The 17,148-nt window shown below is 47.0% G+C and carries 14 protein-coding genes and 1 riboswitch; all 14 genes read left to right on the top strand.

Annotation, left to right across the window (positions count from 1 at the left end; genetic code table 11):
• Positions 1-11: 11 nt before the first annotated feature.
• The 14 genes from murB (at position 12) to sepF (ending at position 17,147) form a co-directional block, all read left to right on the top strand.
• Positions 12-923 (top strand): UDP-N-acetylmuramate dehydrogenase, encoded by a 912-nt coding sequence (gene murB / locus K3G25_RS10200; protein ID WP_015388267.1) that lies wholly within the window; start codon positions 12-14, stop codon positions 921-923.
• A 128-nt stretch (positions 924-1,051) separates the two neighbouring features.
• Positions 1,052-1,840, top strand: a complete 789-nt coding sequence (locus K3G25_RS10195; RefSeq protein WP_232489719.1) for a cell division protein FtsQ/DivIB — start codon at positions 1,052-1,054, stop codon at positions 1,838-1,840.
• Positions 1,841-2,389: 549 nt separating this feature from the next.
• Positions 2,390-3,703: a cell division protein FtsA gene (gene ftsA, locus K3G25_RS10190; RefSeq protein ID WP_003154425.1), complete on the top strand. Its 1,314-nt coding sequence runs from the start codon at positions 2,390-2,392 to the stop codon at positions 3,701-3,703.
• Positions 3,704-3,738: 35 nt separating this feature from the next.
• Complete coding sequence (gene ftsZ / locus K3G25_RS10185) at positions 3,739-4,887, top strand: cell division protein FtsZ (RefSeq protein ID WP_014417721.1); 1,149 nt, start codon at positions 3,739-3,741, stop codon at positions 4,885-4,887.
• 272 nt (positions 4,888-5,159) lie between these two features.
• On the top strand, positions 5,160-9,455 hold the full coding sequence (locus K3G25_RS10180; protein WP_232489718.1) for a S8 family peptidase: 4,296 nt from the start codon (positions 5,160-5,162) through the stop codon (positions 9,453-9,455).
• A 216-nt stretch (positions 9,456-9,671) separates the two neighbouring features.
• Positions 9,672-10,601: a sigma-E processing peptidase SpoIIGA gene (gene spoIIGA / locus K3G25_RS10175; RefSeq protein WP_014417723.1), complete on the top strand. Its 930-nt coding sequence runs from the start codon at positions 9,672-9,674 to the stop codon at positions 10,599-10,601.
• Between the two features lie 57 nt (positions 10,602-10,658).
• Positions 10,659-11,378 carry an RNA polymerase sporulation sigma factor SigE gene (gene sigE, locus K3G25_RS10170; RefSeq protein ID WP_007409714.1) on the top strand — a complete coding sequence of 240 codons (720 nt, stop codon included), beginning with the start codon at positions 10,659-10,661 and terminating at the stop codon, positions 11,376-11,378.
• Between the two features lie 140 nt (positions 11,379-11,518).
• Positions 11,519-12,301: an RNA polymerase sporulation sigma factor SigG gene (gene sigG, locus K3G25_RS10165; RefSeq protein WP_003154420.1), complete on the top strand. Its 783-nt coding sequence runs from the start codon at positions 11,519-11,521 to the stop codon at positions 12,299-12,301.
• A 128-nt stretch (positions 12,302-12,429) separates the two neighbouring features.
• Positions 12,430-13,227 (top strand): ABC transporter ATP-binding protein, encoded by a 798-nt coding sequence (locus K3G25_RS10160; RefSeq protein ID WP_022553375.1) that lies wholly within the window; start codon positions 12,430-12,432, stop codon positions 13,225-13,227.
• A 4-nt stretch (positions 13,228-13,231) separates the two neighbouring features.
• Positions 13,232-13,336: riboswitch (TPP riboswitch) on the top strand.
• A gap of 75 nt (positions 13,337-13,411) precedes the next feature.
• Positions 13,412-14,692, top strand: a complete 1,281-nt coding sequence (locus K3G25_RS10155) for an acetylornithine deacetylase (protein ID WP_232489717.1) — start codon at positions 13,412-13,414, stop codon at positions 14,690-14,692.
• Positions 14,693-14,752: 60 nt separating this feature from the next.
• Positions 14,753-15,004: a YlmC/YmxH family sporulation protein gene (locus K3G25_RS10150; RefSeq protein WP_003154415.1), complete on the top strand. Its 252-nt coding sequence runs from the start codon at positions 14,753-14,755 to the stop codon at positions 15,002-15,004.
• Positions 15,005-15,158: 154 nt separating this feature from the next.
• Complete coding sequence (pgeF, locus tag K3G25_RS10145) at positions 15,159-15,995, top strand: peptidoglycan editing factor PgeF (protein WP_014304972.1); 837 nt, start codon at positions 15,159-15,161, stop codon at positions 15,993-15,995.
• A gap of 4 nt (positions 15,996-15,999) precedes the next feature.
• A complete protein-coding gene (locus tag K3G25_RS10140) occupies positions 16,000-16,692 on the top strand; it encodes a YggS family pyridoxal phosphate-dependent enzyme (protein WP_022553373.1) in 693 nt (230 codons plus the stop codon).
• Complete coding sequence (gene sepF, locus K3G25_RS10135) at positions 16,689-17,147, top strand: cell division protein SepF (protein WP_007409719.1); 459 nt, start codon at positions 16,689-16,691, stop codon at positions 17,145-17,147. Before K3G25_RS10140 ends, sepF begins: the two co-directional genes overlap by 4 nt.
• Position 17,148: the final 1 nt, after the last annotated feature.

Raw genomic sequence — 17,148 nt, 5'->3', positions numbered from 1 at the left:
GGAGGTTTATGATGGAGAACGTAATTCAGGAATTAAGAGACCGCGAAGTCGGCAAAGTGCTGGAACAAGAACCGCTCGCGAACCATACAACGATGAAAATCGGCGGTCCGGCGGACATTTTGATCATCCCCAACCGTGTGGAAGCGGTCAAAGATATTATGGATATTGTGAAGAAACATGATCTGCCATGGACGGTTATCGGCCGCGGTTCAAATCTGCTCGTGCTTGATGAAGGCATAAGAGGAGTTGTCATCAAACTGGGCGCGGGTCTGGATCATTTGGAGATTGACGGTGATCAAGTGACGGTCGGAGGCGGCTATTCGGTCGTCCGGCTTGCGACTTCCATGAGTAAAAAAGGAATGTCCGGTCTCGAATTTGCAGCGGGCATTCCCGGATCAATCGGCGGAGCCGTCTATATGAATGCCGGGGCGCACGGATCTGATATGAGTGAGATTCTTGTGAAAGCCCGTATCTTATTTGAAGACGGCACAATCGAGTGGCTGACAAACGAAGAGATGGATTTCAGCTACAGAACGTCTGTTTTGCAGAAAAAACGCCCCGGTGTCTGTCTCGAGGCAGTTCTTCAGCTTGAGCAGAAGGAACGGGAAGCCATTACGGCGCAAATGCAGCAGAACAAAGATTACAGAAAAAATACTCAGCCGTATTCAAGCCCCTGCGCCGGAAGCATATTCAGAAATCCGCTGCCGAATCATGCCGGAAACCTCGTTGAAAAAGCGGGATTAAAAGGACATCAGATCGGCGGAGCGAAAGTATCCGAAATGCACGGGAATTTTATCGTCAATGCCGGCGGAGCGACTGCCAAGGACGTTCTAGACCTGATTGAGTATGTGAAAAAGACAATCCGTGAGCAGTATGATGTTGACATGCATACAGAAGTTGAAATCATCGGAGGGAATCGTTAAAAGGTTCTCTGATTACATGAGCTCATGTGATATACTTTTAACAAATGTCAAACGGCATCACAGCATGCCGTTTGTTTTTCAATCAGACGAATGTCAAGCTGTTTCATTCTTAGTGAGGTGGACAGGCAGTGAACCCAAATCATGAAAGAGAAAAAATCGTAAATATTGAAGAGCGGATTCCGAAAATCAAAGAGCAGCGGAAACAAAAAGCAAACCGCCGGCTGATTTCATTCATTGTGCTCTTTTTTATGATGGTGCTGATCATCGTGTACTTGCAGATGCCGATCAGCAAAGTGTCTTCTGTCACCGTTTCCGGAAACGAAAACGTGTCTGTAAAAGAGATCAACGCGCTTTCTGATATACATAACGGACAAACCGAGTTCTGGAGTCTGAACAAGAAACAAACAGAAGAAAAGATTGAGCAGAATAAGCTGGTGAAAAAGGCGGAACTTGCAAAAGTATTTCCTAACAAAGTCAGCATTCACATTGAAGAATACAAGACGATCGCGTATCTGCAGCGACATGATGTGTATTATGAAGTGCTCGAAAACGGCACTGTGCTGCCGAACGAAGTCACACCGGATGACGCGGGCCCGATTTTGGTTGACTGGACAAACGCGAAAAAGCGGGTCAAAATGGCGGAGCAGCTTGATAAGCTTTCCGGTTCGCTAAAGCAGTCGATTTCTGAAATCTATTATACACCGGTAAAAATGGATCAGGACCGGATCAAGCTGTATATGAACGACGGGTATGTAGTTACCGCTTCTATTAAAACGTTTGCCGGCCGGATGAAGACCTATCCTTCTATCGTTTCCCAGCTGGACGGCGGGAAAAAGGGGATTATCCACTTAGAAGTCGCTACGTATTTTGAAGAATTTAACAAAGGTAAATCCGGCAAGAAAAAAGAAAATGATTAATAGTTCTAAAGAACTAATTTAAAGGTGATTCAAAAGAATCTATTACAATCAGCGGGGCAGCCGATATAACCGATAGCGGAATCATTATGACTATGTTTGTTTTTGCCCGGGATATGGCTGCCGGACAAGCGGAAAATTCTCAATGCAATGGGCGTGTCTTCTGCAATGAGCATTGCATTTGGAATTTTCCTCCTGTTTCTTCTTTTTTCGGATGTTTCTGGCAATATCTATAGCTTTTCTGGAGGTTCATCTTAGTGTAGACTAATGGAAAGCGGGTATATTTGCATCTGGTTTGCACATTATGGCACCGTGACAGGAAATCTTACGGTAAGGTGGGCCGTCTCTAAAAAAAATAAAAAAAATGCGATATAAAAGAGGATATACATAGAATATAACGAATAGTTTCATTAAACATAAATTGTGAGAAATCAGATAAGAATTTGTTGATGCTGTTGTTTTTGTTACACACTTGTAAAGCCACATTCATTGTATTGTTGTTCCGCAAATAATAGAATAGAATTTGATCGAAATGTGAGGAGGTGCCATAGAATGAACAACAATGAACTTTACGTCAGTCTTGACATCGGTACGTCCAATACAAAAGTGATCGTCGGAGAAATGACAGATGATTCCCTTAACATTATCGGAGTGGGAAATGTACCGTCTGAAGGGTTGAAAAAAGGCTCAATCGTTGATATAGATGAAACCGTTCATTCTATAAGAAAAGCGTTTGACCAAGCTGAAAGAATGGTAGGTTTTCCGCTGAAAAAAGCCATTGTCGGCGTTAATGGAAATTATATTCATATTCAAGATACGAACGGCGTTGTCGCTGTTTCCAGTGAAAACAAAGAAATTCACGTTGAAGACGTCCGCAGGGTAATGGAAGCGGCACAGGTCGTGTCAGTTCCGCATGAGCAGCTGATCGTTGACGTCGTTCCTAAACAGTTTATCGTTGACGGAAGAGACGAAATTACCGATCCGAAAAAAATGCTCGGCGTGCGCCTGGAAGTAGAAGGCACGCTGATTACCGGCTCCAAAACGATCTTACATAATTTACTTCGCTGTGTGGAGAGAGCGGGCGTTGAAATTACTGATATCTGCCTGCAGCCGCTTGCGGCCGGTTCGGCGGCTTTGTCAAAAGACGAAAAAAACCTCGGAGTCGCCATGATTGATATCGGAGGCGGCTCGACGACGGTGGCGGTATTTGAACAGGGGCACCTGAAGGAGACAGCCGTCATTCCGCTCGGAGGCGAAAACATCACGAAAGATGTATCGATCGGATTGCGCACTTCCACCGAAGAGGCTGAAAGAGTAAAAAAACAATTCGGACATGCATTCTATGATGAGGCTTCAGAAGATGAAGTATTTGAAGTCACCGTCATAGGAACGAATCAAAAGCAATCTTTTACACAGCAGGAAATTGCCAATATTATTGAAGCAAGAGTGGAAGAGATTCTTGAGATTGCCGCAGCCGAAATTGAGCATATGGGAATTACAGATCTGCCCGGCGGCTTTGTGCTGACCGGCGGACAGGCCGCAATGCCCGGAGTGCTTTCATTGGCACAGGAAGTGCTGAGGCACAATGTAAGGGTCGCAAGCCCGAATTATATCGGTGTAAGAGACCCTCAGTATATGACGGGTGTCGGCTTGATACAATTTGCCTGCCGAAATGCCAGAATTCAGGGAAGAAAAATAGGCTTTCATATGCCGGAAGAAGCCGTGCAGGAAATCGCGGTCTCTCACGAAGAAGAACATCATCAGCGGCCAGAGGCGCAGCAGCGTCCAAAAGCAAAACAAAAAACACAAGCCGAACACAACAAACCGAGCAAAATGAAAAAACTATTAAGCATGTTTTGGGAATAGATTGATAGTCATTCGGCAGATTAGGAGGATTTAGCATGTTGGATTTCGAAACAAACATAGACGGCTTAGCATCAATTAAAGTAATCGGAGTAGGAGGCGGCGGTAATAACGCGGTCAACCGAATGATTGAAAATGAAGTACAGGGTGTAGAGTACATTGCGGTAAACACGGACGCGCAAGCTCTTAACCTGTCAAAAGCGGAAGTGAAAATGCAGATCGGGGAAAAGCTGACCCGCGGTCTCGGAGCGGGAGCGAATCCGGAAGTCGGCAAAAAAGCCGCTGAAGAAAGTAAGGAACAAATCGAAGAAGCGCTAAAAGGCGCTGACATGGTGTTCGTTACAGCCGGAATGGGAGGCGGTACCGGAACGGGAGCCGCACCGGTTATCGCGCAAATCGCAAAGGACTTAGGCGCTTTGACTGTCGGTGTCGTAACAAGACCGTTTACATTTGAAGGAAGAAAACGCCAGCTGCAGGCTGCAGGCGGTATCACGGCAATGAAAGAAGCCGTTGACACACTGATCGTTATTCCGAATGACCGCATTCTTGAAATTGTCGATAAAAACACACCGATGCTTGAAGCATTCCGTGAAGCTGATAACGTGCTTCGCCAAGGGGTGCAAGGTATCTCTGACCTCATCGCAACGCCTGGTTTAATCAACTTGGACTTTGCCGATGTCAAAACCATTATGTCCAACAAAGGTTCAGCATTGATGGGTATCGGGATCGCTACGGGCGAAAGCCGTGCTGCTGAAGCCGCCAAAAAGGCGATCTCCAGTCCGTTACTGGAAGCGGCAATCGACGGAGCGCAAGGTGTTTTGATGAACATTACGGGAGGTACAAACCTGAGCCTCTACGAAGTGCAGGAAGCAGCCGACATCGTCGCTTCTGCATCTGACCCTGATGTCAACATGATTTTCGGTTCAGTTATCAATGAAAATCTGAAAGATGAAATCGTCGTCACCGTTATTGCGACCGGTTTTATCGAACAGGAAAAAGATGACTCAAAACCGCAGCGCCCGACTTTAAACCAAGGATTGAAGTCTCAAAGCCAAAACGCTGCGAAACGTGAGCCGAAACGAGAAGAAACACAGCATCAAAACACGGCGAACCGCCATACATCACAGCCGGCGGATGATGCCCTCGACATTCCTACATTTTTAAGAAACCGCAACAAACGCGGCTGATGTAAAAAAGGACAAGACCACATGGTTTTGTCCTTTTTCTTTTTTGTGCCAGTCTTCCTTCCTATCCCCATGATCTATACAGTGAAAAAAGAAACTTTATACCTATGACGAATTGATTGTTTTTTAGTTTCATACGGCTTTCTACAGAATGTGACAATATCTGGATGGAAGATTGTCTACATTTAACGTACAGCATCGAAATGACAAACGATTCCAATTGTGAAGGAGGGATACACATTTTATAGGGCGTTACCAAATAAGGGGGGATACGATTGAAGAAAAAAACGAGAAACAGATGGACAGGCTCCGTTTTAAGCGCGATTGTCGTCAGTTCCCTGTTGTTTCCGGGTGCAGCCGGAGCGAACAGCACACCGGGGGCAGTTTCTTTCACCAAAGATCTTTCTTCCTCTAAGAGCATTCAGCATAAGATTTCCGATTCAGTCAAGAAGCGTTTTGAAAAAAATGATAAAGTCACGTTTCTTATCAAATTTAAAGAGAAAGCCAATACGAAAAAAGCGGTCAAAGAAGCAGAAAAAAACGCCAAGTCTCAATCGCTTTCCGCAGCAAAAATCGAATATCAAAAGCGGTCAGCCGTCGTTTCTTCTTTAAAACTGGCGGCTCATGATGCGCAGCAGAATCTGAAAACATATTTGGAAAAACAAAAAAAGAAAGGCAAGGCTGATCACATCCATTCCTATTATATTGTCAACGGAATGGCAGTCACTGCTTCGAAAGAGGTAATGGAAAAAGCCGCCTCATTTCCTGAAGTAGAAAAAGTTCTTCCGAATGAAAAACGTCAGCTTACTCAACGACAATCAATAGCTCCTTTTCAAATGAAGAAAAAACAAAAAGAGATCAAAGCAAAGGAAGGCATCGAATGGAATATCAGCCAAATTGATGCGCCGCAGGCCTGGGCCTCAGGATACGACGGAACCGGCACGGTTGTCGCCTCCATTGATACGGGAGTTCAGTGGGATCATCCGGCGCTTAAGGAAAAATACCGGGGTTACGATCCTGAAAATCCCGCAACGCCGAATCATGAGATGAACTGGTATGATGCCGTGTCCCATAAAGACGCTCCCTACGATGATCTTGAACACGGCACTCATGTAACAGGGACCATGACGGGTTCAGAACCTGACGGCTCAAATCAAATCGGTGTGGCTCCGGGGGCGAAATGGATCGCAGTAAAAGCATTTTCAGATGACGGAGGAACCGATGCCGATATTTTGGATGCCGGTGAATGGGTGCTCGCGCCTAAAGATAAAAACGGCACGCCGCATCCCGAGATGGCGCCGGATGTTGTTAATAATTCCTGGGCAGGCGGTTCGGGAATGGACGAGTGGTACCGCGATATGGTGAATGCGTGGAGAGCGGCAGGGATTTTTCCGGAATTCTCTGCGGGAAATGAAGACTTATTTACACCGGGAGGACCGGGTTCAATCGCAAATCCGGCCAATTATCCTGAAGCATTTGCGACAGGTGCGACTGACATCGACAAGAAACTCGCTGATTTCTCACTTCAAGGCCCCTCACCGTATCATGAAACAAAACCGGACATTTCGGCTCCGGGAGTGAATATCCGTTCTTCGATTCCTGGAGGAACATACGAAGGCGGCTGGGACGGAACTTCAATGGCCGGGCCGCATGTGGCGGCGACGGCGGCTTTGTTAAGGCAGGCAAACGCCTCTATTACGGTCGATGAAATGGAAGACGTTTTGACGCGCACCGCGGAAAAGCTGACAGATTCCGTTTTTCCGGAATCACCGAATAACGGTTACGGCCACGGTCTCGTTAACGCTTTTGATGCCGTTTCTGCCGTAACGGACGGAATCGGAAGCGTAGAAGGCAAGGTCTCTTCTGCGGGCGAAGATCACAATCCGCCCAGCTTTCACCATGAACCGGTCTCAGTGGCTTACAAAGGGGCAAACCTTCCGTTAACGGTTACAGCAGAAGACGATGTAAGCGTAACTGAAGTCATCCTTTCCTATCAGTTTGATGAAGGAGAGTGGAAAACGACAGCCGCCGTTCAAAAAAGCGGTGATGAAAAAAAGGGAACATACCAGGCGGAAATTCCGGATGTAACGGGAAGCAAGATAAGTTATAAATGGACCATAAAAGATTTCGGAGGTCATTCTGTAGAATCTGATACGTACCGGGCTGACGTGAAACCGAGCGTTACGGCGGGATACAAAGAGGATTTTGAATCACAGCCGGCGGGCTGGTCCAGTTACGGGACACATGACCAATGGGAATGGGGTACCCCGGGTTCAGGGCCCGGCACCGCATTTTCCGGAGATAAAGTGTATGCGACGAATCTGTCCGGCCCTTATGCCGATTCAGCCAACATGAATTTGGTAATGCCTCCGATTCAAGTTCCGGAAACAGGAAGGCTGTTTTTGCAATTTAAAAGCTGGCACAAGCTCGAAGAATTTTTTGATTACGGGTATGTGTTCGTTCTGCCGGAAGGAAAATCAAATTGGGAGCAGGCGGCCGTTTACAATGGTGACTCCGCAGGATGGAACGATGAAGAGGCTGATTTATCTGCGTATAAAGGCCAAAACATAAAGCTCATGTTTAATATGCAGTCAGACGAAGTACTGAATGAAGACGGATGGTATATCGATGATGTCCGGCTTTCAAGCAGCCCTCTCGGCAAGGCGGCCAAAAAAAATAAACACAAAAGACAAACACCTCCCGGCCACCTGAAGAAAAAAGCCGTCAGTCCGAAACAGGCCAAACCGGCAGTGAAATCACCCGGAAAAAGAGTGAAACGTGAAACAAACCTCCTGCCGCTCAGAGCGCAAATCAGTGTCTCCGAGACGGGGAAATCCGTATATTCCGACCCTGCAAGCGGAAGCTACAGCCTGTCACATAAGGCGGGAAGCTATACGCTGAAAGCCGAGGCTTACGGATTTAAGTCCGCTTCGAAACAAGTTTCTATTCAATCAGACAAAACCGCACAGGCAGACTTTACACTGGAGCAAATGCCGTCCGGCACGCTAAAAGGAACCATCACCAATCAGTCAACAGGTAAACCGGTAAAAGGGGCTGCGCTTTATGTGGCTGAGGATGCCGCAATTGAACCGGCGGTGACAAACGATAAAGGGGAATATTCGCTTAAGGCGTACGAAGGCTCCTACACAATCAAAGTAGCGGCAAAAGGCTTTTACAATAGCGAATTTTCTGTTGACATCAAAGGGGATGCTGAAAAAAACGTCAAGCTTAAGCCGTATATCGGTTATGAAGGGGAAATTGCCTATGATAACGGGACGGAAGAAGCCGCGCTGTCATATTTTAAAGCCGGCAGCAAATCTGCCGTTAAGATGACGCTTAAAGACGGAAAAGAACACGGTATGCTGACGGGAGGCCTTTTTAAATTTTGGGGCGCCGACTGGCCTGATCCGGGAGGTACCGAATTTCAAGCAGAAGTATATGATGCATCCGGCCCTGATGGAGCTCCGGGCAGCAAAATTGCCGGCCCGTTCCAAGCTGAAGCGCTTCGAAACGGCGAATGGACCAAAGTGGATCTCAGCTCAAAAGGAATCGCGGTAGGAAAGGATTTTTATCTTGTGTTCCGCCAGACGAAACCCGATCCTTATACACCTGCCCTGTCATCTGATGACGGCAGTCCGTACTCGAACAGAAACTGGCAATACCTCGACGGCCGCTGGTCAAAAGCCGATAAATCAGACGGAAACTATATGATCAGAGCTTTGGTCGACTACGAAGCTTCTGTGCCTGACATAACGTCGCCTGAAGACCGATCATTTACAAACAAAAAGTCAATCACGGTGAAAGGAACGGCTTCACCAAAAACCGCTGTCCGTCTTACCAATAACGGTAAAACCGCCGCTGAAACGAAAGCAGATGCAGACGGCAATTTCCAGGCCGATGTCACACTCACTAAAGATGCCAATCGGCTGACGGCGGCATCTGTGACAGACAGCGGGTCAACCGATGAGTCACGCCCTGTCACGGTCATACTAGATGAGGATAAGCCGGATGTGACGATTGACAGTCCGGCAAACGGTGATAAAACAAATAAAGAAGCAGTGACTGTAAAAGGAAAAGTGCACGACGCCCATTTAAAATGGGTAAAGGTGAACGGAAAAAAAGCTGAAGTAAATAACGGTTCTTATCAAGCGAGAACCCTTCTGGAAAACGGCAGCAATGAGATCAAGGTCACGGCCTCAGATGAAGCGGGTAACAAAACAACGAAAAAGACGGTAATCGATGTCAATTACAATGCTCCCGTCATTTCCGGATTGGTTCCCGGAGCGGATAAGGAATTAAAAGCCGGAGAATCAGTGAAAATCGCTTTTTCAAGCGGAAAGAAATTAGACGCTTCCTTCGTGATCCGTCTGCCTCTGACAAACGCCCGGGCAGGGAGCCAAAACGCAACAGAGCTTCCGCTGAGAGAAATTTCTCCGGGACGATATGAGGGTTACTGGACGGCGACTTCTTCCATCAAAGCAAGCGGAGCAAAAATTGACGTTATCGCAAGAGATGACTACGGAAATGAAACGAGACAGACGGCTAAAGGAAAACTTTATATCAATGAGTAAAAACAGAGCGCTGCCAAATCACGGCAGCGCTTTTTTAGTTTAAGGGGACAATAGGAAATCAACCCTTTCGGCCCTCGACAAATAAAACGGTTATCCCTTAAAAATTGTACTTTACCCTCAACATTAATTGACAGACTTTCCCACAGAGCTTGCTTTATACTTATGAAACAAGAGAGAGAAACAGATAAGTAAGACAAAAGAGGAAAGGGGTCAGATGTGAAAATCTATCTGGATGTCATTTGGCTGTTGAACTTTTGTTTTGATTCTCTTTTGCTTTTATTGACCGCCTTTATTTTAAAACGCCAGGTGAAAAAAAGAAGAGTGGCCGCCGGCGGTTTCATCGGGTCAGCCATTGTGCTTCTGATGTTTACGCCTGTTTCTCCCTTTGTGGAGCATCCGGCGGGAAAAATGGCGTTTTCAGTAGTCATCGTGCTTACGGCTTTTGGCTTTAAACGGTTCCGATACTTTTTTCAAAATTTGTTCGCCTTTTATTTCGCGACTTTTCTCGTCGGCGGGGGAATGATCGGCGTACATTCCCTGCTGCAGACAGAATCAATTGTGCAGCAAGGCGTAATGGTCACAAGCCAGACCGGATTCGGCGACCCGATCAGCTGGATGTTTGTAGTTATCGGATTTCCGGCCATATGGTTTTTTTCGAAAAAGAGAATTGAAGACATCGAGACGAAGTCCATTCAGTACGATGAACTTGTCATGGTGCAGGCGGAATTCAGCGGACAGACAATCCGCGCGAAAGGATTGGTGGATTCCGGGAATCAGCTGTATGATCCGCTGACAAAAACGCCGGTCATGATCCTTTGCATTGACAAATTCGCTCCGATTCTCAGCGAAAAGGAAACGGACCTCATCAAATCCGCCAGTCCGCTTGAAGTGATAGAGCAGCTTGATGATTCGTTCCGCCATGCGGATAAGCTGAGGCTGATTCCGTACAGGGGCGTCGGCCAGGACAATCAATTTTTACTCTGTTTAAAGCCGGATTACGTCACGATTTTAACAAAAGACGAAATGATCGCTTGTGAAAAATGCCTGATCGGCATCAGCACGAAACCATTATCCGCGGACGGTGAATTTGACGGAATCGTTCATCCGAAGATGCTGACAGGGAAGGCTGTAAAACATGTTTCCTGACGAAAAGTCTGTTATTCATCATACTCAAAATGCATTGTATTTAGAAGGGGGAGGAAGATGAAAAAACTTAAGCTGCGTCTGACATATTTGTGGTATAAATGGCTGATGAAACTCGGACTGAAAAGCGATGAAGTATATTACATAGGAGGAAGCGAGGCGCTGCCGCCGCCTTTGTCTAAAGAAGAGGAGCAGGTGCTCTTATTAAAGCTGCCGAGCGGGGATCAGGCGGCGCGGGCCATCCTGATTGAGAGAAACTTACGTCTTGTCGTTTACATTGCCCGCAAATTCGAAAACACCGGCATCAATATTGAGGACTTAATCAGCATCGGCACCATCGGTTTGATCAAAGCGGTAAACACTTTTAATCCGGAAAAGAAAATCAAACTCGCCACCTATGCATCGCGATGTATCGAAAACGAAATTTTAATGTACTTGCGCCGTAACAACAAAATCCGTTCAGAGGTATCCTTTGATGAACCGCTGAACATTGATTGGGACGGAAACGAACTGCTGCTTTCGGATGTGCTCGGCACAGATGATGATATTATTACAAAAGACATTGAAGCCAATGTGGATAAAAAACTTCTGAAAAAAGCGCTTGAGCAATTAAACGAAAGAGAAAAGCAGATTATGGAACTGCGTTTCGGGCTTGTCGGAGAAGAAGAAAAAACACAAAAAGATGTAGCCGACATGATGGGGATTTCACAATCTTATATCTCCCGGCTCGAAAAGCGGATTATCAAAAGACTGAGAAAAGAGTTTAACAAAATGGTGTAAAATTTTTTCCATCTGACAGCCCTTACTGCTGCAAGGATTGCCGCAACCGGATGTTTATTTCTGTAAAATGGCGGTGCATATTTTTCCCACCCGAGGAGATACTTAACGTTGTACAGCAGCTCCTAGTGGGAGGGAAAAACGTGTCAAGAAATAAAGTCGAAATTTGCGGGGTGGATACCTCCAAATTACCGGTGCTCAAGAATGAAGAGATGAGAAAGCTGTTTAGGCAATTACAGGATGAGGGCGATGATTCAGCGAGGGAAAAGCTTGTAAACGGCAATCTGCGCCTTGTCTTAAGCGTCATTCAGAGGTTTAACAACAGAGGAGAGTATGTTGATGACTTATTTCAGGTCGGCTGCATCGGACTAATGAAATCCATTGATAATTTTGACCTAAGCCATAATGTTAAGTTTTCAACATACGCTGTACCGATGATCATCGGAGAAATCCGCAGATATTTGCGGGATAATAATCCGATCCGCGTCTCGAGGTCGCTTCGCGATATCGCATATAAAGCGCTTCAAGTAAGAGAGCGGTTAATCAGTGAGACAAGCAGGGAGCCGACAGCAGAGGAAATCGCCAAAGTTCTTGAAGTGCCCCATGAAGAAATTGTGTTTGCCCTTGACGCCATCCAGGATCCGGTTTCACTGTTTGAGCCGATTTATAATGACGGCGGCGATCCGATTTACGTGATGGACCAGATCAGCGATGAGCGCAACAAGGATACACAATGGATTGAGGAGCTGGCTCTGAAAGAAGGCATGAGAAGACTGAACGAACGGGAAAAAATGATTTTGCGAAAGCGCTTTTTCCAAGGGAAAACCCAAATGGAAGTCGCTGAAGAAATCGGCATATCCCAAGCTCAGGTCTCAAGGCTTGAAAAGGCAGCCATTAAACAAATGAATAAGAATATCCATCAATAACGGAAAAAGCCTTTAAACCTTGTTTAAAGGCTTTTTTCATGCGATGGTTTACGTTTGCAAAGAAGTGATGTATTCTAATGTGTAAAAGTTTTTAGAAAATTTAAATAAAGCAAACGGGGGAAACTGCAATGATTTTACAGCTGGACAGTGTGTCATTAAAAAGAAACGGGAAATGGATTTTGAAAGATATCAACTGGCGCGTCGAGAAAAACGAAAATTGGGTGCTGTACGGATTAAACGGAGCCGGGAAAACGGCTTTGCTGAATATGTTATGCTCTTATTACTTCCCCACTTCAGGAGAGATGCAGGTGCTCGGCCATCAATTCGGCAAAACAGAGCTCGGTGACAGGCTCAGAAGGAAAATCGGCCTTGTTTCGGCAGGTCTTCAGCACAAATTATATGCCGCGGACTCCGCTTTTGAAATCGCCCTCAGCGGCGCGTACGCCTCAATCGGGCTGTACGAAACTCCGAGTGAGCAAGTAAGGGAAAAAGCGATCGGTCTTCTGAAGGATTTGGGCGCCATCGGTTATGCCGACAGACGGTATGAAACATTATCACAAGGGGAAAGACAAAGAGCGCTGATTGCGCGGGCGCTTATGGCTGATCCGGAACTGCTGATTTTGGACGAACCCGTGACGGGTCTTGATTTTATGGCAAGGGAGCAGCTGCTGGACACGATTACGTCGATCGCCGAAAAAGAAAATGCGCCGTCCATCCTTTATGTCACCCATCACGCTGAAGAAATTCTGCCGGTATTTGATCAGGCGCTGCTTTTAAAACAGGGCGAGGTGTTCGCCTCCGGGAAAATCAGGGACATGCTTTCTGACGAGCGGCTTACAGCGTTTTTCGATATGCCTGTCAATGTCTTATGGAACAATGGCCGCCCGTTTTTAACACGTGCAAATGAGGCATCATCCGTAAAATAACATAAATTCACCCTGGGGGTGCTGCCACGCGGCTGAGAGAGACGTTGTCTCAACCCTTAACGGACCTGATCCGGATCATGCCGGCGGAGGGAAGCGGTGAAAAAAGCGGAGGAAGATCCGTTTTTTACCCGTTTCATTTCATGAATGAACGGGTTTTTTGATACAGCCAAAGGGGAGATTTCCAATGCATCAGATTGATATGCTGTTACACCAGGCGGAGAAACGGCGGCACGACTTCATACATATTGCTGAAAGACTGATAGCCTTTCCCACTCCGGCCCCGCCAGCAAGAAATACGGCAGAAGCCCAAAAGTGGGTGGCCGGCTTTTTAAAAGAAACGGGCTGCTCGGTCGATATGTGGGATGTGTATCCGGAAGACCCGAATGTAGTCGGTGTTTTAGAAGGGACAGATTCAAGCAGGCATCAAAGCCTGATTTTAAACGGACACATTGATGTGGCAGAAGCCGGGGGCGAAGACTGGCACTCTGACCCGTTTCAGCCGCTCGTAAAAGACGGCATGCTGATCGGAAGGGGCGCCGCTGATATGAAAGGGGGATTGGCGTGTGTTCTTTTCTCTCTGAAGCTGATCCATGATGCCGGCATTAAGCTTCCGGGCGACCTCATTGTACAGTCTGTAATCGGAGAAGAAGTCGGTGAGGCGGGGACGCTGGAATGCTGCAAACGCGGCTACCACGCGGATTTTGCGGTTGTCGCGGATACGAGCAGCCTGCATATTCAAGGGCAGGGCGGTGTCATCACCGGCTGGATAGAATTGAAAAGCAAACAAACATTTCATGACGGCATGAGGCGCAATATGATTCATGCGGGCGGAGGCACATTCGGAGCGAGCGCCATCGAAAAAATGGCGAAAATCATCGCTGCCTTGGGAGAGCTGGAGCGCCACTGGGCGGTAACGAAAAGCTATCCCGGCTTTGCGACCGGCACCAATACGATCAACCCCGCCGTCATTGAAGGCGGAAGACACGCAGCGTTTGTCGCCGATGAATGCCGGTTATGGATCACCGTCCACTTTTATCCGAACGAAACGCACGAACAAGCAGCCGCAGAAATCGAAGACTATATTAATCGTGTCGCTGACAGTGATCTGTGGCTCAAAGAAAACAGGCCGGTGTTCAAATGGGGCGGATCTTCGATGATTGAAGACAGAGGAGAGGTGTTCCCGGCGCTGAAAATCGACCCGGACCATCCGGCAGTTTCTGTCTTGGCTGCATCACACTCAGCCGTCAAAAAACAGGAGCCCGTCATTGATGTTTCCCAAACCGTAACAGACGGAGGGTGGCTTTATCATGCCGGGATTCCGAGCGTCATATACGGCCCCGGCGATTTAAAAAACGCCCACTCCGTAAACGAGGAAGTGTCCGTTGATGAGCTTATGGACTATACGAAAATCATACTGAGATTTATCCTCGGCTGGTGCAGCCGCAAAAAAGATTGCCCGATGTGACAAGGTTCAGCCCGGCCGTTCATATAATAGGAAAAAGAACGGGCAAAGGGCGTGATACGGATGATCAGCATATCTGAATTTCAAATAAAAGATGTGGTAAACGTGTCGAACGGAAAAAAACTCGGAAGCATCGGTGATATTGATATTAACGTGACAACGGGAAAAATTCAGGCGATTATTTTAGGCGGAAGCGGAAAAGTTCTCGGTTTTTTCGGAAAAGAAGAGGAAATGATCATTCCTTGGCGAAATATAGTTAAAATTGGGGAAGATGTCATCTTAGTGCGTGTAAATGAACCAAAGGGGGGAGCGTAATCCTCCCTTCACTTGTAAAAAGCCGGAAATCTCAATGTTTCCGGCACATTTATTTATCTCATTTTTCAATCAGCCGCTAAACGTATGCTTAAAATTGTGTTAAAATGAGTGGGAAATTACGCTTTTTTAATGTTTGTCGAAAGGTTGGATCTCCATGAATACATATCACCCGTTTAGTCTTACCACCCCCTCGGCACTCATGATAGAAGACTGGAACTGTGTGAATCAGCTTAACACAAAGGTCATCGCCGGATTCACGACGAAAAACGGCGGGGTCAGCAATCCTCCGTATGAGTCATTAAATACCGGATTGCACGTCCGGGACGAAGCTCATGATGTTGTGACAAACCGTGAAGTCATAGCGTCCTTATGCGGTACTGATCTGGATTCCTGGGTGTTCGCCGACCAGACACATGAAAACCGCGTCCGGCGCGTGACAGCCGGGGATAAAGGAAAAGGAGCGAGAGACTATTCTTCCGCATTCCGCGGGACGGACGGGCTCTACACGAAAGATGCGAATCTTTTTTTGGCCCTTTGTTTTGCGGACTGTGTGCCCTTGTATTTTTATGACCCGGTGAAATCCATTATCGGCGCTGCCCATGCCGGATGGAAGGGGACGGTCAAACAAATCGGACGCATCATGACGGAACGCTGGGTAAACGAAGAAGGCTCCCGTTTAACAGATATTCAGGCTGTCATCGGTCCGTCCATCAGCGCGGGAAGCTATACAGTCGACGACCGCGTCATCAATGAAGTGCGGGCGCTGCCTTTTACGGCTGAATCCGCCATATGCGAAACGGAAAAAGGCCAGTATCAGCTTGATTTAAAAGAGGTCAACCGTCTTCTTCTGATACATTGCGGCATTCCGGAAGAAAACATTTCAGTCAGCGGTTTATGCACCGAACGAGAGCGTGAACTATTCTTTTCACACCGCCGCGACAAAGGGAAAACGGGACGCATGATGTCCTTTATCGGAATGAAGGAGGCGTAAGATCTTGCGTGTTGCTGATCAATTACGACATATAAACGAAAGAATAAACGAAGCATGTAACAGATCGGGCCGAAGCCCCGAAGATGTTACCGTCATCGCGGTTACAAAATACGTATCAGCCGAAAGGGCTCAAGAGGCCGTTGATGCCGGTATTACAAGTCTGGGAGAAAACCGGGATGCCGAGCTTATCCGTAAGCAGGAAGTCATCAAAGGCAGCCCGGAGTGGCACTTTATCGGCAGTCTTCAGTCCAGAAAGGTGAAGGCCGTCGTTGACCGTGTGTCTTATATTCATTCCTTAGACAGACTGTCATTGGCAAAAGAGATTGAAAAACGGGCGCAGCATACGGTTCGCTGTTTTGTGCAGGTGAATACTTCGCTTGAGCCGTCTAAGCACGGTTTGAAAACAGAGGAGGTCATCCCCTTTATCAGAGAGCTTTCTGAGTTTAGAAACATTTCTGTAGAGGGCCTGATGACGATGGCTCCCCTGACAGACGATACAGAAACGATCAGAGCCTGCTTCCGGCAATTGCGTGATCTGAGGGATCAGGTGCAAAAACTGAATCTGACAAACGCACCGTGCCGGGAACTGTCAATGGGCATGTCAAATGATTATGAAATCGCTGTTGAAGAGGGCGCAACTTTTATCAGAATCGGCTCTTCATTAGTCGGAAATGAACCGGGGGGTGTAAACAAATGAGCATGAAAAATAAACTGAAAAACTTTTTCTCAATGGATGAGGAGGAGTACGAGTACGAATACATTGAAACGGAGCAGGATCATCCGGAAGAGCATGAACAGCAGAAAGATAAACAGCCTGCTTACGCTCAGAAGCCGCAGGGCAAGCAGAACGTAGTAAGCTTGCAAAGTGTTCAGAAATCCTCTAAAGTGGTGTTGAGTGAACCGCGTGTATATGCGGAAGCGCAGGAAATCGCCGATCATTTAAAGAACAGGCGGGCGGTTGTCGTCAATCTGCAGCGCATCCAGCATGATCAGGCGAAAAGAATCGTCGACTTTTTAAGCGGTACCGTCTACGCCATCGGCGGCGACATTCAGAGAATCGGTTCAGATATTTTTCTGTGCACGCCTGATAATGTCGACGTTTCCGGCACGATTTCGGAGCTTATAAATGAAGACGAACATCAGAGGTGGTAAA

The sequence above is a fragment of the Bacillus sp. FCW2 genome (genome assembly GCF_021228595.1).
Classification (GTDB): Bacteria; Bacillota; Bacilli; order Bacillales; family Bacillaceae; genus Bacillus; species Bacillus velezensis.
The sequence above is the reverse complement of the archived record's forward strand: the minus strand, read 5'-3'. Positions and strand labels throughout refer to the sequence as shown.